General features: G+C 37.5%; 16 protein-coding genes and 2 pseudogenes. 6 read left to right on the forward strand and 12 right to left on the reverse strand.

Annotated elements, in window-relative coordinates; genetic code table 11:
- Positions 1–42: 42 nt before the first annotated feature.
- Positions 43–1,035, reverse strand: coding sequence for a photosynthesis system II assembly factor Ycf48 (locus tag N0824_RS08140; RefSeq protein WP_108936394.1), 993 nt, complete (start codon positions 1,033–1,035; stop codon positions 43–45).
- A 107-nt stretch (positions 1,036–1,142) separates the two neighbouring features.
- Positions 1,143–1,490 carry a rubredoxin gene (locus tag N0824_RS08145; RefSeq protein WP_002757647.1) on the reverse strand — a complete coding sequence of 116 codons (348 nt, stop codon included), beginning with the start codon at positions 1,488–1,490 and terminating at the stop codon, positions 1,143–1,145.
- A 561-nt stretch (positions 1,491–2,051) separates the two neighbouring features.
- Between N0824_RS08145 and N0824_RS08150 the strand changes: the two are divergent.
- Positions 2,052–4,353, forward strand: a pseudogene (locus tag N0824_RS08150) (TOMM precursor leader peptide-binding protein).
- 48 nt (positions 4,354–4,401) lie between these two features.
- On the opposite strand, the gene N0824_RS08155 reads toward N0824_RS08150, so the two are convergent.
- From N0824_RS08155 to N0824_RS08170, 4 genes are all read right to left on the reverse strand, one after another.
- The gene (locus N0824_RS08155; protein ID WP_045357929.1) at positions 4,402–4,629 is read right to left on the reverse strand and encodes a type II toxin-antitoxin system HicA family toxin; all 228 of its coding nucleotides are present in this window, start codon (positions 4,627–4,629) and stop codon (positions 4,402–4,404) included.
- Positions 4,630–4,646: 17 nt separating this feature from the next.
- Positions 4,647–4,871 (reverse strand): type II toxin-antitoxin system HicB family antitoxin, encoded by a 225-nt coding sequence (locus N0824_RS08160; protein WP_108936396.1) that lies wholly within the window; start codon positions 4,869–4,871, stop codon positions 4,647–4,649.
- 256 nt (positions 4,872–5,127) lie between these two features.
- A complete protein-coding gene (locus N0824_RS21285) occupies positions 5,128–6,222 on the reverse strand; it encodes a patatin-like phospholipase family protein (RefSeq protein WP_255420519.1) in 1,095 nt (364 codons plus the stop codon).
- 666 nt (positions 6,223–6,888) lie between these two features.
- Positions 6,889–7,095 (reverse strand): hypothetical protein, encoded by a 207-nt coding sequence (locus N0824_RS08170; protein WP_108936397.1) that lies wholly within the window; start codon positions 7,093–7,095, stop codon positions 6,889–6,891.
- Positions 7,096–7,258: 163 nt separating this feature from the next.
- On the opposite strand from N0824_RS08170, the pseudogene N0824_RS08175 reads away from it, so the two are divergent.
- Positions 7,259–7,955: pseudogene (locus tag N0824_RS08175) on the forward strand (IS1 family transposase).
- A 116-nt stretch (positions 7,956–8,071) separates the two neighbouring features.
- Here the strand turns inward: N0824_RS08175 and N0824_RS08180 are convergent.
- The 3 genes from N0824_RS08180 to N0824_RS08190 all read right to left on the reverse strand — a co-directional run bounded on the left by N0824_RS08180 (position 8,072) and on the right by N0824_RS08190 (position 10,440).
- A complete protein-coding gene (locus N0824_RS08180) occupies positions 8,072–8,383 on the reverse strand; it encodes a Nif11-like leader peptide family natural product precursor (RefSeq protein ID WP_108936398.1) in 312 nt (103 codons plus the stop codon).
- Between the two features lie 18 nt (positions 8,384–8,401).
- Complete coding sequence (locus tag N0824_RS08185) at positions 8,402–9,241, reverse strand: peptidase (protein ID WP_233256385.1); 840 nt, start codon at positions 9,239–9,241, stop codon at positions 8,402–8,404.
- 341 nt (positions 9,242–9,582) lie between these two features.
- Complete coding sequence (locus N0824_RS08190) at positions 9,583–10,440, reverse strand: IS5 family transposase (RefSeq protein WP_108936439.1); 858 nt, start codon at positions 10,438–10,440, stop codon at positions 9,583–9,585.
- 399 nt (positions 10,441–10,839) lie between these two features.
- Between N0824_RS08190 and N0824_RS08195 the strand changes: the two genes are divergently transcribed.
- Entirely contained in the window at positions 10,840–11,055 is a 216-nt protein-coding gene (locus tag N0824_RS08195; RefSeq protein WP_002757627.1) for a hypothetical protein, read from the forward strand.
- Positions 11,056–11,225: 170 nt separating this feature from the next.
- Here N0824_RS08195 and N0824_RS08200 read toward each other — a convergent pair whose 3' ends face one another.
- The 3 genes from N0824_RS08200 to N0824_RS08210 all read right to left on the reverse strand — a co-directional run bounded on the left by N0824_RS08200 (position 11,226) and on the right by N0824_RS08210 (position 11,875).
- Positions 11,226–11,468, reverse strand: coding sequence for a BrnA antitoxin family protein (locus N0824_RS08200; protein ID WP_108936400.1), 243 nt, complete (start codon positions 11,466–11,468; stop codon positions 11,226–11,228).
- Positions 11,452–11,571, reverse strand: a complete 120-nt coding sequence (locus tag N0824_RS08205) for a BrnT family toxin (protein ID WP_306438739.1) — start codon at positions 11,569–11,571, stop codon at positions 11,452–11,454. Before N0824_RS08205 ends, N0824_RS08200 begins: the two co-directional genes overlap by 17 nt.
- Positions 11,572–11,659: 88 nt before the next feature.
- On the reverse strand, positions 11,660–11,875 hold the full coding sequence (locus N0824_RS08210) for a BrnT family toxin (protein ID WP_233256387.1): 216 nt from the start codon (positions 11,873–11,875) through the stop codon (positions 11,660–11,662).
- A 475-nt stretch (positions 11,876–12,350) separates the two neighbouring features.
- On the opposite strand from N0824_RS08210, the gene N0824_RS08215 reads away from it, so the two are divergent.
- The 3 genes from N0824_RS08215 to N0824_RS08225 all read left to right on the forward strand — a co-directional run bounded on the left by N0824_RS08215 (position 12,351) and on the right by N0824_RS08225 (position 20,005).
- Positions 12,351–13,439, forward strand: coding sequence for an amidohydrolase family protein (locus tag N0824_RS08215; protein WP_108936401.1), 1,089 nt, complete (start codon positions 12,351–12,353; stop codon positions 13,437–13,439).
- An 81-nt stretch (positions 13,440–13,520) separates the two neighbouring features.
- Positions 13,521–14,126 (forward strand): hypothetical protein, encoded by a 606-nt coding sequence (locus tag N0824_RS08220; protein WP_108936402.1) that lies wholly within the window; start codon positions 13,521–13,523, stop codon positions 14,124–14,126.
- Between the two features lie 92 nt (positions 14,127–14,218).
- Positions 14,219–20,005, forward strand: coding sequence for an AAA family ATPase (locus tag N0824_RS08225; protein WP_108936403.1), 5,787 nt, complete (start codon positions 14,219–14,221; stop codon positions 20,003–20,005).
- The last annotated feature ends 7 nt before the right edge of the window (positions 20,006–20,012 follow it).

Genomic DNA, 20,012 nt, shown 5'->3' on the forward strand with positions numbered 1-20,012 from the left:
TCAATCTCTATAATAGAGACTTTCTTGACCCTGAGACAAGTTTTAGGCCGGTTCGCTAGGGGGATTATATTTCAGTAAGACCCCATTTTGTCCCAAGACAAAACCCTTGTCGGAATTGATAAAAACAATTCGATAGAGATTGGAGGGGACACTTTCCACCGCGCGATCTTTTTGCCAAGACTGGCCGCCGTCATCACTGACCAAGAGATTGCCGCTACCACCAGCGACCCAAATTTCTTCGGGGGTGCGGTAGTTGAGGTCCAAAAGTCCCCAACTGGTGGAAAACTCGGGGAATACCTTATCTTCCCATGTATCGAGATCATTGGGGCTAGTAAATTGTAGTTGACCACCCCGGGCCAGGGCCCACAGTTCCCCTTTTTCACCATAACCGACTTTTTGTAAACGGCGGGAGGAAAGACGATTGTGGGGTTGCCATTCTGTTGACCCCGGTTCCCAAGTGGAATAAAAGTTACCGCGTGCGGAAACGGCCACATATTTACCATCATGGGAACGAACAATTGTCCGGGCCACACCCACAGCACCTTCCACTAAAGCTTGCCAAGTTTTGCCTCCGTCTTTGGTGCGGTAGATAGCACCTAAATCCGTGACCATTTCGGCGGTTTTGTCGTTCAGAGCGATAATTCCGTAGGGGGAACCGGGTAATTTTTCACTTAAGGGGATACGGGACCAGCTGCTGCCCCCGTCTTCGCTATGGAGAAGAATCGAGGGTTTACCGACAATCCAACCCTCTTGGTTGTGGAAACTGACGGCGCTAAAGCTAACTTTTTCGTCGCCAAGGTTGAGGACTTTTTGCTGCCAACTGTCCCCCCCATCGCTGGTTTCAAAGAGGGTAGATTTGGTCCCCACTAACCAACCGTGCTGCGGGTCGTCGGTAAAGGCGATATCGGCAAAAGTGGAGTCAGTGTCGAGGGTGAGGATTTGCCAAGGACTACTGCTCAGGGATGGCACATTACTACAGCTAAAGCAGAAAAAGGCTACAGCTAGAACTATTACGAATTGTTTCAGTTTTCTCATCAATGGTTCAGAAGTATTGGTCAAGGAATCGGGACGGATTAAGGTTTGTACCCGATGAGTTACAGGCTCATAAGAGCCGTTGGATTTAAAGATAATGAGTGCTTGAGTTAGTTTAAACCATATAAACTAATAAAGAAAACAAATCCTAGCGCTAAAGCCCCGAAAATCAAAATATTTTTTTGTGCGGGAGTGAGACGGTTGACTCCAAAACCATAGCTAAGATTTTCTTGGAATCCCGAAGGAGCATCTTTAGCTCCAATGTTGATAAATTGGGAACGACGCACACCACACACGGGACAGCGCCACGTTTCTGGCAATTCCTCGAAGGGGGTTCCGGCAGGAGTGTTGGTTTTACTATCTCCCTTGCTGGGGTCGTAAACGTAGCCGCAGGAGCGACATTCGTAGTTGGCAGGGGCCTGGTCGGCTAGGGTTAGTTCTGGTGGGCGATCGCTCATAACTAAGATTAAGGGAATTTTCAACACTCTGTTACAAATTATCCTTGAAAATTGACCTCTCTCACGGCCAACCCCCAACAGAATAGCTAGTTTTCAAGTCTGAAAAGGATTAGCGGGGCAGCATATCGGCTTTAAAAAAGGTAAGATTGATCTATTAGGGCTTAAATGTCTATTAAAACTTTATTAAGTTTATATTTGGGCTATTTACCCTGATTTTGGTAGTAAAATTTATTCCGAGAAATTGAGAAATTTTAGGCAGGGAAGAAATTAGGGGGCTGATTTCTCACCTCTAACCGATTATTCTTGACCAAATTGACTAAATCCCTAGCTTAATTTCTTCTTAGAGGCGAGAGTGAAGCTAAATTACTTGTCTCCATATTGCATAAATTTAATCAATTTTAGCGATCGCTTTTATATTTTGGCATAAATGGGCTGCTCCCTCGCCGTTCCCTGTTCCCGAAAACGAAAACTTCGCCCCTCACCATTAAGATAACTGCTATCAACCTGATATTATAGGTATATAATTAACCTTAACTATCCCTTAAAAAGAGAGTAAACATTGTGTTCAACCAGCTTGATTGGAATCCTGCCTGCCTACTCAATTGAAACCTTAGAACCAAATACGGTATTTTTTCTATCTGAGCGAGAATCTATCTGTTTTCAAGAGCCGCTTTATTATCGTTTAGTAAGATTAATCGATGGTCAACGTAATTTTGATGAAATTATTGATATTCTTCAGTTAGAATTTTTACAAAATCAAGAAATTAATCCCAATAATCCTAATTCGCTTGCAGTTATTATTAATTATAGTCTGGCAATTCAAAAAGCAATTTTTCAGTTATATAAACGAGGGTTTTTATTAGAAAAAAAAGAATTATTACCGTCTAATCTAGCAATTTTATGCCATCATCTTCAGGTTTCTCAATCCCAAGCTTTTGAACGATTACAATCTCTGAAGGTTACCGTTAAAAGCCTAGGCTCAATTCCCCAGCAAGATTTGATCAATATTTTAAATTCCTTGCAAGTTCAAGTCGCAGATGAAGGGGATTTAACCATTATTTTAACCGATAATTATCTTCATCCTGATTTAGAGAGTATTAATCAACAAGCTTTAGCCTCGCACAAGCCTTGGTTATTAGTTAATCCCCTGGGAAACCTAGCCTGGATTGGTCCCTTATTTGATCCCGATAAAACTGGTTGTTGGCATTGTTTGGCTCAACGATTACGAGATAATCGTCCCGTGGAGGAATTTATCATTAGACAGAGAGAAAATAAGATTTCTTTAATTTCTCCTTTAGGGTTTTCTTCAGCGACAATACAGACGGTTTTAAATCTGACGGCTATGGAGGTTTTTAAGTGGATTATTCAAGGTAAAAATCAACGTTTAGAAGGAATACTAATGACTTATGATACTTTAAATTTACAATTTCAAGAGCATATTTTAGTTAAATGTCCGAACTGTCCTAGTTGTGGATATTCTCTAAATAAAACACCTTTACCTGTGGTTTTGGGACATCGGAAAAAGGCTTTTACCAGTGATGGGGGACATCGTTTTTGTTCTCCTGAAGAAACCTTAAGAACCTATCAACATCATATCGGTCCTATTACGGGAATTGTGCGAGAATTAAATAAGATACAAGGGAATGCTTTAGTTCATACTTATGTAGCTAAACATCATTTTCGCAGTGTGTTTGATGATTTAGACAGTTTACGGCAAAATATTGGAGGTAGAAGTGCGGGAAAAGGCCGTACAGATAGTCAAGCAAAAGCAAGTGGATTTTGTGAAGCTATTGAGCGCTATTCGGGAGTTTTTCAAGGGAATGAAATCAGAGAAAAAGCGAGTTATCAAGAGTTAGGAGATAAAGCTATTCATCCTAACAAATGTATGAATTTTAGTGAAAAACAATATCAACATCGAGAAGAATGGAATGCGAAGAATCAAGGATGGTTTCAAAAAGTCCCTGAACCTTTTGATGAAACTAGAATCATTGATTGGACACCTGTATGGTCTTTAACTGCTCAAGATTTTAAATATTTACCGACGGGATATTGTTATTATGGTTATTCTCAATCTGAACCCTTAGATTGTTGGGCGGATTCTAATGGCTGCGCCGCAGGAAATACGATAGAAGAAGCGATTTTACAAGGGTTTATGGAGTTAGTGGAACGGGATTGTGTGGCTTTATGGTGGTATAATCAATTAGTTAAACCTTCCGTTAATCTGGAAAGTTTTTATCAGCCGTATTTTGAGCAATTAAAGCAATATTATGAGGGGTTAAATAGGGAGCTATGGGTATTAGATATTACCAGTGATTTGAATATCCCTTGTTTTGCTGCTATTAGTCCGAGAAAGGAGCAGGAAGTGGAGGATATTTTATTAGGATATGGAGCGCATTTTGACCCGAAAATTGCTATTAGTCGAGCGTTAACGGAGGTTAATCAAATCTTACCGAATGTGTTATCTTTTAAGGAAGATGGGACAACGATTTATAATCCTTCTGCGGATCCTTTGGCGGTTAAATGGTGGCAAACTGCAAGGTTAAGCAATCAATCTTATTTAGTTCCCGATAGTAAAATAATACCGAAAAAAAGTTATGATTATTTACAATTAGCTAGTGATGATTTATTAGAGGATGTTAAATTGTGTCAGCGAATTGTTGAGTCAAAGGGGATGGAAATGTTAGTATTAGACCAAACTCGTGCTGATATTGGTTTAAGAGTTGCTCAAGTCATTATCCCCGGAATGCGTCATATGTGGAAGCGTTTAGGGGCAGGAAGATTATATGATGTTCCTGTTAGCATGGGATGGTTAAAAGAGACTTTGACGGAAGATGAATTAAATCCTTTTCCCATGTGGATGTAATGCTTTGGAATAGGGGACATTATAACTGAATGGTTACAAATTAAGTTTTTATTTTGTTTGTAAAAAATCATCTGGACTAATACCAGCCTGTTTGAGAATAGCTCTTACAGTCCCCTCTGGTAGATCACCAGAATGATTAGGAATTGTTGTATAGTTCTCTGTCTCTGGATTGTACCAAATTTCGTGACTACCTGCGGCTTGGCGATCTAAAACAAAACCAAGCTTTTTAAGTTTTTTGATAATATCACGATACCGAAATCCTGATAATCTTCCCATTTTTTATTTTAATCTGTTTAGACAACTAAAGGGTAGTAAAAATCATCTTCTATATCTTTTAAATTATCAATTTGATTGCGTTGTTTTTTAGCCTCGATTAATTGATGAGCGACATCTCTGGCAATTTCTAGGGTTTCTTTAAGGGTTTTCCCTTGTGCAACTAATCCCTGTAAGTCATCGGAGGTTGCTAAATAGACTCCTTCGGGTAGCTTTTCAATATGTAATTGGATCAATTTTTCCATCAGTTTTTCTCCTAGTTTAAGGCTTAATGGTCATTATAGGGTACATAGAGAATTAACAAAGTACAGGTATTTTATCCCTGACAAACTAGAAGCTTGTTCTACATTTTATTATGAGCGCGAGGATAAAACGAATTTCCAGGCTGATAACTTCTCAATTCTAACCGATCTGAGCCAGAAATGGATAAGCTGCCCTGATGACAGATAGACAAAGGGTGTGTCACCGAAGTAACACACCTGCTGAAAATAGGCGAGAGTTCTACTTAAGGTTAAGGAAATAGTTTTGTATCCAAGTGATATTCTCAGTCCACGCAGAGGATTTAATATAATCATCTACCAAATCTTTCATCTTGGGAATTTGAGAGCAACCATCCAGAGGAATCGTTTCTGTTAAATCGACATTAATTCGCTGATATTGTCGATCCCCCAAGATCATTTTTACCTGAAAATCATCTAAAATTGATGAACCATCCATCATGATTGAAAGTAAGGGAATCTTTGGTGTGTCATCAAATTCTATTGGCCAAAACCATGTTGTCGGTCCATATCTTAACAGTCCATCGGGTTGATACTCTGGTCTCATCCGATTGTGAGTTTGCCCCGTCCCAACTGATAGTATTTTAATGTCTCCAATAGCAAGATTTCTGTCCTTTAAAATTCCCGAACCTAGAACTCTAGCTAAGGCTAATGTGCTAGGGTTGTTAGCAAATACACCACCATCAATACAAAGTCCATAAGTAGGATGCTTATAAGGGGGAAAATACACCGGTGCGGCACTGGTACAAAGCGCAGCATCTATCATTAGTGTATCCTGGCTGGCACTGTTGGGTAAATTATCAAGGGTTATGGGTCTCCATGAAGGATTATTTGTGTCGGCTTCATTATACAGTTGAAATGTCGTTACTAAAACTTTAGATTCTAGGGTCGATAAGGGTTGGTTAAACTGGGTTAAACTATTCTCCAAAACCGATTTTAATCCATTGTTGTCATATTTGACATACAATAGTTGTTCTAGATTTTCTATAATCTTTGCAAAAATGGTGTCTTTCAATTCATTGCTCTTAGCCAGTTCTTCCAGAAAACGATCTAAAAAAGCATCTGACTTAGGGGGTTGATAAGGGGTAAAGATTTGGGAACAATTAGTGCTGCTGTTATAAATATTAACCGCATCGGCAATAGGAATACCACTAGCTAATCCTAAAGCAATAATTCCCCCTGTTGATGTTCCTGTAAACAGATCAATTTTGTCAAGAAAAGGGATTTGTTTATCGAGTTCTTGCAGAATCATGGCGGTGATTAATCCCCGAATACCACCCCCGTCACAGGATAAAATTAAGAAATTAGAATTACTCATTGATTGATTCTCCTTTTTGGGAATAAGATGTGAACAAAATTTATTGAAAAAATTGACTGAAAAAATTACTCAAACGTTACGCATCACAGGTTGAGATTGAATGGTAAGATTCATTGGTTTTTTCTCCTTAATGAAAAATTGACTGATTTCAGAATGATTGCCAATTGCCTAGACTACAAAGCCTATATAATTGACTTTTGTAAGCAGTTGAGAAAGAGAGAAAGGAAAAAAAATATGATTTTTAAACCTTTCCCTCGTTCTTTATTTCTGAGTTAGATTTTGGTATTTTAACAAAAGGTCTAATTCAGAAAATTAGCCGCTACTAGCAGACAGTGTGATCGCACTCTTTCCTTTGGATTTCCTATCCGTTTACGCAGTCACAGCTCATGAAGCCAGTGTCAACACAGTGCCGACCTTGTCCGCAGTTGACCACGCCACACCCAAACGGACAGAAGAACGATAGATTAATGCCTAATCCAGAAACAGAAGTAATGTTCGCAGTCCGCACAACAGGTTGGGATTGAATGGGAAGATTCATCGGTTTTTTCTCCTTATTTGAGAGTTGACTGTTTGTTAATGGTTTGAGAGTTTGCCTAACACATATCACTGATTCGCGGTATATGTGAGGCGAGAATTAGATAAGTCATTGGGGTTTTTCCCTAGTCTTTATTTTTGTACGCAGTCGCAACTATCACCATCACATTTAGGTTGTAAAGCCTTGCCACATTTGTTGATATCTACTGAACCATTTCTGCAAGTACAATAAGCACTGGCATTAATTCCTAAACCCATGCCGTAAGGATAGATAAGAGAATTACATTGGGCATTTCTTAAATTCCGAGCAACAGGTTGGGATTGAACTGGAAGGTTCATGTTTTTTTCTCCTAATTAAATTGTTAATTTCTACAGAGAACAACTACAACCACTGATCGCACCGCAAGCGGTTTGACCTCCTAATCCACAACAGAGATCGCAAGCTAAATCAGATAGTTCGATTCGGCGTTGCATAATAGAGATATGAATGGAGGAAATCAAAATGCAATGCCCTGAATGTAAATCTACCCATATCCGTAAAAATGGCATCAATAAACAAGGTAAACAAAATCATATTTGTGTAACCTGTGGCCGTCAATTTATTAATAACTATGAAAAACAGAAAGGCTATGACGAAAAAACGAAGCGAGAATGCCTAACTGCCTATGTTAATGGGATGGGATTTAGAGGAATAGAAAGGCTAAAGGGAGTTCATCATACGACCGTAATTAATTGGGTAAAATCTGTGGGAGAATTATTGCCAGGGGTTCCTATGACCCAGAAACAATTCCTGAAGTAGGGGAACTGGATGAATTGGAAACCTTTGTTGGCTCAAAAAAAACAAAATCTGGGTGTGGACAGCCGTTGACCACTTTAAAAAAGGAATTTTAGGTTGGGTAATCGGAGACCATAGTAGCGAAACGTTTCGCCCATTATGGGAATTAGTTAAGTCTTGGGGATGCTATTTTTATGTGAGTGATGGATGGTCAGTTTATCCATGTTTTATAGCAGAGGGCGACCATATAATTAGTAAGACTTATATGACCAGAGTAGAGGGTGAGAACACACGTTTAAGACATTATCTAGCCCGATTGCATCGCCAAACACTCTGCTATTCTAAGTCTACAGAAATGTTAGGATACTCTATTCGTTTATTAATTCATTATCTGAAGTTTCAAGAAGTGCCTATTCCTTACTGATTCATAGCTTAATTCAGCAACGCCTTCGATTCCTCTGATTCCAGAAAGCCTTACTGTACTTACTTTTCTCGAAGTGGGTGGGACTTGAAGGGGAAGATTCATGAGTATTTCTCCTTTTAAGAATTGAGTTTTCGGCAGATTTCACGAGCTAAGTAAGGCAATCGATCACAAACTTCTGGGTCGCTTTCGAACGCATATTTTTTAGTTAAAAGCATCACATTTCTGAGAGATATCTCAGGACGTCTTCTACTTTCTTCGGAATAGTATTCTGCCAGATCTTCAGAGGTAAAGCTGAAGCCTCTCTCAGCAGCCAGTATAACAGTAAGATCCATTAAACTTTGGACATCTGTTGTTACCTCTAGACTATTTTGAATTTCTAGATCACTCTCAGCAATTTCATTAAACTGTCTGACGGCTTGGATAGACATAAGTTCTCCTGTGATGTGTTAAGATTGAGACCAAGAACGAACTTGACCGATAGTGACGGGAATGACATGGCTCACATCAATGGTGAAACGAAAAACTCGATTAGAACGCTGGTTATTTTCGGGATCAAAGAAGCTTAATTTTACGTCGTAGCAATCGGAATCAGGGCGACAAATCGGGCTTTTTTCCACGGAAATAGAATCCAGAACCCGTTGACCACCTGCCGCGCTCGCAATCGCCACAGAAGACTGAAAAGCGTTAGTGGCTGAGAAATTTAAGGCTCGTTCTTGAGGGGTTGTCCCTAAATTCTGATAATCATAATAAATCCGATTCAAATAGTCTTCAATTTGAGAACGTAAACTGTCTTCTGAAACATTAGTGCCAGCCATTTGAGGCATCACTGATTGCACTAAAGCGGGAACCGACCAGCTATACATCCCCCGTACTTCAGGAATAATCACAGGGACAACTTGACCGGACATTAAGCGAACACTACCGCTAATCACCCCTGGCACTGAGATTCGTTCAATATTTTCATCTCCTAAATAGGCACGGAGTCGATCAAATGTCACACTAGCATCAGCACCCACTGGCACAATGGCGTAAATAGGTGTTGCATCCAAACTCAGTGTCCAAATCAGGGATTGCGCCTCATAGGGATTTTCATTAAGATACTCTAACAAACTCATATCAGGAGGCATGGCTTGAGTAAAAGAATCTCGCCGTGCTTCTGTGCCGAAATCTGTGCCTAATTGACCAATTGCGTAAACAATTTGGGGCGCACCATTACCATTGCCACTACAGGCACAAGCAGAGGGGGTAATAGAAGAATTCACTTCATTGTTGGGGGTAACTGACATGGAATTAAGACTAGAAGGATGAATTGACATAATAGAGGTGGTTTTCGCTTGTGATCCCTCTGTTTCTAAGGCTGAGGGCAGAACAGCGAAGGGTGAAGTAGAATAGAACTCTTGCAAATTAATTATATGTTATAATGATAGGTTAACTAACTTTCCCCAAAAAATTAGTTAACCAGTACGTTCGTCCTGAATGAAAACTTGAAGTTTAACTTTTAACTCAAAACTCTTTAGATATGCTTTAATTTGGTTATCAAAACCTCTTTATTTAAGCGGCACAAACTATCTCAATTTTTATAATTGAGAATAAATTCTCCTTGACTTGATTAATCTTTAGGCAACTTTTAAGAAGCTGCTATACCTATCCCTAACTCACAGTTATAAATAGCCGCCAACAAGTTAACTCTTAAACTATATCTTCGACGACGATTCCGATATTTACAGGATAAGATTTTAAAGATTTTGAGTTTCCTATTTATATGTTCAATGATAATCCTTTCTTTGGCTAAAGCCTTGTTATACTCTTTTTCTAACTCTGTTAATTTTCTATTTTTCGATTTCTTTTTCGGTGTATAACTATTACTATGGTATGGAGCTATTCCCTGATAACCACTGTCTTCTATGCTGGTAGTTAAAGGATGAAAACGAACTCGACTTTTTTTAAATAAACTAAAATCATGACCTCTGCCTTTCCCACAAAAGACACAGATAATTTCCTCTGTATTTTGATCAGCTACTAATTGGAATTTTAAAGTATGATAACCTCTTTTACCCCCCAAAAAATCTTTCTGTTTCTTTTGGGGGCGTTCAATGGGAGTTTCCGTTACATCCATTACCGTTACGACCGGTATCTCTGCTTGATTTAGTAGAGCTTTTTTTCCTTTTAAACGGAAGTTTCCCGATTGTAAAAGCATTTTTTCCGTCTTATTTACAATCCGACATATAGTTGATTCTGATAGTTCCCAGCTTGTACCAATGTGAAAATATGTTCTATATTCTCGCCAATATTCTAACGTTACTAAAACTTGTTCTTCTATAGATAGTTTAGGTTTCGGTCCCCTTTTAGATGGTGAATTAGAGTCGTCTTCAACACTTTTTACTGATTCTACCATCTTTCTATATGTTTGTTTATACACACCGAAACGGCGTTTGAATTGTTCATCTGATAAGTTTTGATAATCCATAATTTTGCTAATAAACATAGCAAAATTATAGATGATTTCCTGACCTAAGATCACATTTTATTCTTTTTTCCACTTCAATCTAAGAATTGAGAAAAAAGCAAAACCTTATATTATACCATAAAAAAATTATGCAAGAGGTCTATTAGATTTAAAGGGTCACTTTATGGTGTGACTCCCTAATTCCTTAAGGAGAACACATGAATTAATCAGGCGACTAAAATCATCAAAACCCTTTTACCTTCTGACTTGTAGCGGTTTCAGGGGATGAAAAGAAGGCAGCAAAAAAGCGATCGCTTATCCCTCAAGGAAAACACCTGCCCTAAGTAAGGAGATGCTACCACCGGATTATGAGTATAACCTTTCAATTAGTTCTGGCTTTACTTTCCCGTGGTCAAGTGATTTTACAAGGAGAAAACCATGACAAAAAAGCCTCATATTAAACTCATCCACATTGGAGAGTACATGGCTGAAGTGGAAGTCGAACTGATTGAGACTCCCGAAGGATGGTCGCCCTATTTATCATTAGAAGACGCTCAAAAATTAGATGATGTCCGGGAAGCCCTTCGTCAAGGTGATCTACAAAAAGCTTCCAATTTAGCACATCTTTACAAAATTACCCCTCTTACCGTTTAACTAAACTTTGACCAGAAAAAATTAAAAAGCGATCGCTATTCCTAAGAACAACACAGCGATCGCCTAATACTAAATCTGGTTATTAAAAACTGATTATTTATTTACCCTTTTGCCTATTGCATGAGTAGAAAACGGGTTTCTCGGAGAAACCCGTTTTCTGTGCGTATAACTTATAATTCTTCCCGAAGAATACGGCGTAAATCGGACTGAGTGAGCGATCGCTCAGAAGGAGATTGGATATATTGTTTTAAAGCCTCATTAATTAGGGTTTGATAACCCATTCCTGCGGTTTCAGCCTGTTCTCGAAAATAAGCTAGAATCTCATCATCTAGATAAATGGTAATGCGTGTTTTTCCCTGAGAGGAAATGAGCGCCCCTCGTTTTCCTTTAGAAAAATCATATTCCTTTCTCATAAGTTTTTCTCTCTTGTTTTGTAGCACGACGAGCAGAAATCAAGCGAATGACTTCACCCCGCAAAGTATAAATAACCACTAATAGTGATCCCATGTTTCCCATCCCCACTGCAATATAGCAATTCCCATAGTTGTGAGGTACAGAGTCTTAGGTTTTGAGGAGTCAGGAGTCAGGAGTCAGGATTCGGGATTCAGGATTCAGGAGTCAGGATTCGGGATTCAGGATTTAAGATTTTGGTGTACCTCATGAGATTGGGAAACGCTATAAAACGTTCTTCTGTTATACAATCGGGATCAAGATCATGAATAGCGAGGGGATCAAAAAACACCATTTCAGCTTCTGCAAAGAAAACACCGTGCTTTTGCCAGTTGGTTTTTGCTTTTCTGGGATCATATTCAAATGTCATACATACATTATATGTATCTTAGAAGGTTGAGTCAAGCTCAAAACCCCTTCAGAGGGTTGTGGTAATGGTTATTAACCTCAAAGAAGCGATCCCATTTCTTAGAAAATCAAGAAATGATATCCTATATAATTACAAAATTCTGGTATAATAGACCAATATTACTTGATATGAGTTATCAACAAAAATTCAACCTGGAAAGGATTAATAATCCTCAGTTGATTATCTATGTGCTAACCATCTCGTCAATCTTCACTGTAGAGAATCTGACAACCCACTTCTAAGCCCGATCATGTTACGCTACCGCTAACCCATCCTACAAATAATTGTGCCTCCCTGCTTAAGTTTAATAAAGTGCTGTATCAAGTTTAACCCAATCAATCCATGGAGTTTTAGAGGATGAAAAGAAAGCCGCAAAAAAGCGATCGCTTTTTCCCAATCAAATATAATTTAGGTAGAAAATTGCCGAAAACCCTCTATGCTCAACGGGTACAAAATTATTGATGCTGATTCCCATGTCATTGAACCCCCCGCAATGTGGGGACAATACCTAGAACCTAAATTTAGGGAATTTGCTCCTTCTGCTGACATGAAAATCAAAGGAGAACCGATTAGTCAAAAAATCTCCCCACAAGTCCAAGCAGAAGGGAATAAGCAGATGAGGCAAGCTCATCCCCAAGCTTATCTCAATCGCTATAACCCAGAGTCCCATGTTCAAGCAATGGTACAAATGGGGGTAGACATTGCCTTTATTTATCCTACTTATGGACTGTGGTTATTTGCCATTGATAGCCTACCCGCCGAAGTGATGGGGGCTTTTGTCCGTGCCTATAATAGATGGTTATCGGAAGAATTTTGTAGCTATGACCCCCCTAGACTGAAAGGAGTCGCTGCAGTCAATCAACACGATCCCGAAGATATGGTCAAAGAGCTACACCGCATGGCAAAGTTGGGCTGGAAGGCGGTTTTTTTGCGCCCTAACCCCGTTAAAGGCAGAATTTTGAGCGATCCAGCCTATGAACCCTTTTGGGCGGCCTGCGAGGATTTGGACATGGCTGTAGGAATTCATGAAGGCACTCATAGCCGCTTACCCACCACTGGCGCAGAGCGGTTTAATAGTCGGTTTGCGCTTCATGCTTGTTCTCACCCGATGGAACAAATGATGGCACTGTTAGCCTTAATTGAGGGGGGGGTTTTAGAACGTCATCGGAGGCTGAGGGTGGCGTTTCTAGAGTCAGGGTGTGGTTGGCTTCCCTATTGGTTATGGAAGCTTGACGAAGAGTATAAAAATTTACATTGGGAAGTCCAAGATCGGGTAAAATTACCACCATCGGAGTATTTTCGCCGTCAGTGTTACATTGCAGTGGAACCCTCTGAACCCTGTTTGGCTCAGGTCATTGATTTTATCGGTTCTGATAACTTAATCTTCGAGTCTGATTATCCTCACATGGATCATCAGGCTGATGGGGCAAAAAAAGTTATAGGACTTGAAGACAACTTATCTCAGGAGATAGTTAAAAAAATCGTTTGGGAAAATCCTCAGCGATTTTATGCTTTAGCCTCTTAACGAAATTTTTTTACGGAGTTTAGCCATCATTTAGCGTCTCTATTTTTTCAACAAATCTTCAAATCAAAGGAGTTTCTGCTCATGATTACATCTCAAAGTATCAAGCAATTACACAGCTTCGTTGTTAGTACCAATACCGAGAAAGCTTCCCTTGCGTCAGATTCAGATGGGGTAAAGACTACACATAACTATTATAATCGAATTGTAAAACAGTGCAAAAAATTGTCTCAACTCGTAGCTATTTCTTGGCTAGAACATGAAAATGCTCGACAAATACGGCGGATATTTCTCGACTTCAAGAACAATGATTTTGAACGCCAAAGTACGACCTATATACATAGGGTAGATTTACTGACAGGAAAAAAAGGAGATTTGTTAGAACCTTGGTTTCCGAATAATAGTTTTGGATCAATTTTTGATCCGAAAGAAATCAACTATTTTCTCATCCAAGTCAACTGGGATACCTTTGAAGGAAGTCTCAGAGAAATGACGCAACCTTCTGTAGAACAAGAAGGACCTTTCTTTATTATGACATTGCCCTATCCTCCCAAACCCAGTGCCGAGAATGTTAATTTAGATGATGTCCCGCTTGCATGGTTAACAAGCAAGGTAGATGTGAACAACCCAAACGAAACAGTTAGCGATCCCTTTCCACCAGTTCCTTATCTTCCAACAACTTGTACCTAATTAAATACCCATCACAAGACCTAGCCTAGCCATAGAATAAGTGTTAAACTTTAAACATGGGTTTATCCTATGGCTTACTGGGTTAAAATATTATGGTGACTAACTATCAGATCCTTGAAAAAATATATGAAAGTAACAAAACCTTAGTTTATCGAGGAACTACACAGCCAGATAATCAACCTACTATTCTGAAAATTCTTAAAGAAAATTATCCAAGTGTTTCAGACCTTACACGCTACAAACAGGAATATGAAATTACTTCCTCTTTAAAGGTAGATAATACCATTAAGTCCTATGATTTACAAAGACATGAGAATAGTTTAGTCATGTTTTTGGAAGATTTTGGTGGGCAGTCTTTAGATTTATTATTATCTCAATGTCAATTAAGTCCAGAAGAATGTTTAATCATTGCCATTCAGATAACAGAGGGATTAGCGGCCATTCATAACGCTAATATTATTCACAAAGATATTAATCCATCTAACATTGTTTATAATCGGCAAACTCAAAAACTTAAAATTATTGATTTTGGAATTGCTACTCATTTATCTCAAGAAATTCAAACCTTTTGTTCTCCCTATCAATTAGAAGGAACATTAGCTTATATTGCCCCAGAACAAACCGGAAGAATGAATCGAAAACTCGATTATCGGAGTGATTTTTATAGTCTGGGGGTAACTTTTTATGAACTTTTAACTAATAAACTTCCATTTGCAACAACTGACCCAATGGAGTTAGTTCATTGCCATATCGCACAACATCCCTTACCCCCTCATGAAATCACCTCAGATATTCCCTTAGCAATTTCTAATCTAGTTATCAAATTATTAGCGAAAACGCCAGAAGAAAGATATCAAAGTGCTTGGGGAATCAAAGCAGATTTAGAAACCTGCTTGAACCAGTTACAGTCTCAAGGACAAATATTGCCCTTTTCTCTCGGAAAACTGGATATTTTTGAAAAGTTTCAGATTCCCCAAAAACTTTATGGTCGAGAACAAGAAATTACTCAACTGTTGACAACATTTGAGGGAGTTATTCAGGGAACAAAAGAAATAATTATCATTTCTGGTTATTCAGGCATTGGCAAGACTGCTTTAGTCAATGAAATTCACAAACCGATTACAGAACAAAAAGGCCAGTTTATTCGGGGTAAATTTGAGCAATTACAGGGAGACATCCCTTATTCAGCTATTGCTAAAGCTTTTCATGACTTAATATCTACAATTTTAAGTGAGCCGGAAGTTATCCTACAAAACTGGAAAACAAAATTGTTAGAAGCCTTAGATGGTAATGGAAAAATTATTATTGATATAATTCCCGAAGTAGAAAAAATTATTGGGCAACAGCATCCCGTTGAAATACTTAGTAAAACTGAAAATCAAAATCGATTTCATAGAGTCTTTAAAAGATTTATGAATGTCTTTTTAACAAAAGAGCATCCATTAGTTATTTTTATTGATGATTTACAGTGGGCAGATTTACCTTCTTTGAATTTAATTGAACAATTAATTTCAGATACAGATATTCAATATTGTCTCTTGATAGGGGCTTATCGAGATAATGAAGTCAGTTCAACTCATCCATTAAGACGGACTTTAGAAAAAATTCAGCAAGCAAAAGTCACAATTAACCAAATTATCCTTAAACCCCTAAAAATAAATCATGTTAATCAATTAATTGCTGATACCCTGATTTGTTCAACAGAATTGACAAAACCTTTAGCTAAATTAATTTTCAAAAAAACAAATGGAAATCCTTTTTTCCTCAGTCAACTTCTCTATTCCTTATACCAAGAAAAGTTATTAAGACTTAACATCGGTCAATATTTTTTAAACTCAGAAGATAATCCCCAAGTTTATTGGCAATGGGATATAAAACAAATTGAAAAGGTCTCCCTCACCGATAATGTCATTGAATTGATGGTCAAGAAAATCAAAAAAGTAGATGATAAAACTCAACAGGTTATCAAATTAGCTGCTTGTATTGGCCATGAATTTAACTTAAAAATTCTGGCTCTGCTCAACCAGAAATCTCAAATTATCACGGCTAGAGAATTACAGTCTGCTCTTGATATGGGATTGATTATTCCCCTAGACAATAACTATAAAGTTCCTTTGCTGTTAGATTTAGAAGAATTATCAAACAACCGTGCTGAAAATTCTTTATCTGTCTGTTATAAATTTTTACATGATCGAGTACAACAAGCTTCTTATTCTCTTATATCAGAGGAAGAAAAAAGAGAAGTTCATCTAGAGATTGGCCGTCTCCTCCTCAAAAATATTCAAGAAGATGATTTACACAATCAACTTTTTGATATTGTTAATCACTTTAATAAGGGAGCTACTTTAATCACTAAACAATCAGAAAAAAATGAGTTAGCTAAATTAAATCTTCAAGCGGCGAAAAAAGCAAACGTTTCAACTGCTTATGGAGTTGCATTAAGATTTTTAGAAGAAAGTTTAGCATTGTTAGGGAATAATAGCGGGGAAAATCAATACCAGTTAACGTTAGAAATTCAGATAGAATTGTTAGAAACTCTCTACCAGAATACACAGTGGGAGCGCATGAAAGGGCTATCTACAGATATTTTAGAAAAAGTGACTAACATTCTTGATAGAGTCAAAATTTATGAACTAGAAATCTTGTCCTATTACGCTCAATTTCAGCCAGATATAGCTATTAAGGTCGCATTTATTGCTTTAGAACAATTGGGAATCAAGATTGACCAAAATCAAGAAGGTGTCACTGAGAGAAAAATCAAAAATAAAATTAAGCAACAAACCAAATCCTTGAAATTACTATTAAAAGATAAAAAAGTTGAAGACTTAGTTGACTTACCGAAAATGACCGATCCTTATAAGCTTGCCGCTATTTCAGTAATGCAAAAGGTTACAACTGCTTTAGCGACAACAAATTTTGCATTATTTGTTGAAATTGTATTAATTCAGCTTAATTTTTGCCTTAATTATAACAATCCTCCTCAGGCCGCCGCTACTTATAGTCTCTATGGAGTGCTTTTATGTGGAATTGTAGAAGACTTTGATTTTGGTTATCAGTTTGGACAACTATCTATGGCATTCTTAGAACAAGATAATATTAATAGGATAGAGCCTTTTATTATTCATCAGTATTATGGTTTTATCATGTATTGGAAAGAGCATATTAATCAAAAAATAATCTTAGAACAATTACTGAATAGTTTACAAAAACTTCTCAATGTGGGGCATAATGAATACGTTTCTTATCTGGCTTTAGATTATTGCTTAATCAAATTTTTCGGAGGATGTAATTTAGAAGAGTTAGGGCAAGATTATTACAAATATAGCCAATTAATTCAATCTCTCAACCTTGAGTATTCTCGTAACTATATAGAAATATGCAGCAATATGGTTGTTAATTTAACTTGTATTGATCAACCTAAATATCTTCTTTTAATTGGTAAATCCCAAGATCAAGAAGCACAGTATATAGAAGATTTTACCCAAAATAATCATCAATGGTTGTTGTTTATTTACTATTTTGGCAAAATGTTTATTAATTATTTTTTAAAAGATTATGTCGAGGCTTTTAATAATAGTCAGTATGCAGATAAGTATGTGATGGCGATTGTCGGATATATCTGCAAACCACACCATATTTTTTTCTTCTCCCTTTCTCATCTTGCCTATTATCCTAGTTGTAATAGAGACCAACAAAAAGAATTATTCAAACAAATTAATAGAAATTTAAACTACCTGAAGAATTATGCTAGTCACTGTCCTGAAAACTTTCAACATAAATATTGTTTAGTCGAAGCAGAAAAAGCCCGAGTCTTAGGTCAAAACTGGAAAGCTCAAGAATTTTATGAAAAAGCAATTGAAGGAGCAAAAAAGTATGAATTTATCCATGAAGAGGCTTTAGCTTATGAACGCGCCTCTGAATTTTATTTTACTTTAGGTAGAGAAGAAATTGCTAAACTATATCTCAGAAATGCCTATCATTGTTACATTCGTTGGGGTGCAAAGGCCAAAGTTAAACAATTAGAAGAAGAATACCCTCAATATTTATTAGGCATCAGCAGTCAAAACAAATCTAAAGGACTGAGTACCACCATTTCAACCACTGGTAATGATGGAGCAGTTCTTGATTTAACCACTATTCTCAAAGCTTCGCAAGCAATTTCTGGAGAAATTAAACTAGAAAATCTTCTGCAAAACTTAATGAAAATTGTCATTGAAAATGCAGGAGCGCAGAAAGGTTATTTGATTTTAGAACAGCAAGGAAATTGGGTCATTGAAGCCCAAGGCGCAATCGATGAAGAAACTATTAATATCTTACAATCAATTCCCATAGAATCTATCGACCATAATCACTCAATTCCTATCTTACCCACTAGCATTATTAATTATGTCGCTCGGACAAAAGAAACTATCGTTTTAAATGATGCCACTTCATCAGGTCAATTTACCAACGATTCTTACATTATTGCTAAAAAAACTAAATCCATTCTTTGTACTACTTTACTCAATCAAGGTCAATTAAAAGGAATTGTTTATTTAGAAAATAATTTAACAACAGGCGCATTTACCTCAGAAAGAGTTGAACTATTAAATATTCTAGCAGCTCAAGCTGCTATCTCTATTGATAACTCAAGACTCTATCAAACCTTAGAACAAAGAGTAGAAGAACGGACAAAAGAACTCACAAATACTTTAGAGGTACTGAAAGCAACTCAAGCAGAACTTATCTTTGAAAATGACCTGCTTAAAACTGCTGAACAACCTCCCAAATTTGTCTATCAAGTGGGGGGAAGTTTACCGATGGATGCGCCGAATTATGTGGTTCGACAAGCTGATCGCAATCTTTATAAAGCTCTCAAACAAGGTCTATTTTGCTATGTTTTAAATGCACGTCAAATGGGAAAATCTAGCTTAATGGTACGGATGATGAGCCAATTACAAAAGGAGGTAATTAGATGTGCAGTAATTGACTTAACTCGGCTAGGAACAGACAATATTACCCCCGAACAATGGTATAAAGGATTAGCCGTTGATCTGCTCCGCAGTTTTGGATTAATCAAAGAATTGAAAACTTTTAAAGCTTGGTGGAGTGAACAATTAGACCTGCCTCCTGTACAACGATTAGGACAATTTATAGAAAATTTTCTTCTAGTTAATGACGATTTTGATCAGCAGCCATCTAGACAATCGACAGTTATATTTATTGATGAAATTGATAGCATTTTAGGGTTAAAATTTGATGTCTCTGACTTTTTTGCTTTAATTCGTTCTTTTTATAACCAGAGAGCGATTCAACCTCAATTTCAAGAGCTAACTTTTGCCTTTTTTGGTGCTACCACACCTTCAGCTTTAATTACTGACCCCCAGAAAACACCTTTTAATATTGGTAACGCTATTGAATTAGCAAGTTTTAAGGAACACGAAGCCCAACCTTTATTATATGGGTTAACAGAAAAAGTCAGTAATCTTCAGACAATGCTTAAACAAGTCTTAAGCTGGACGGGAGGGCAACCTTTCTTAACTCAAAAACTCTGTCAACTGATGCGGGATAGTGAGCAACCAATCCCCTCTAATCAAGAAGAACAATGGTTAGCTCAGTTAGTAGCAGAAAAAATTATTCAAGATTGGGAGATGCAGGATCAACCCGAACATTTAAAAACTATTCAAGATCGCCTTCTTCAAAGTCCAAACCGACCCCAGTTATTAACCTTGTATCGACAAATCCTACATCAAGAGGCAATACAGATTGATAACAATCCCTATTTACCTGAGTTATTTTTATCTGGATTAGTGGTAAAGCGTCACGGGAAAATGGACGTTCATAATCGGATTTATCAGACGATATTTAATACTGATTGGCTTGAGCGATCGCTATCTTAACACCATG

It is taken from the genome of Microcystis sp. 0824, from assembly GCF_003112475.1.
GTDB lineage: Bacteria > Cyanobacteriota > Cyanobacteriia > Cyanobacteriales > Microcystaceae > Microcystis > Microcystis aeruginosa_C.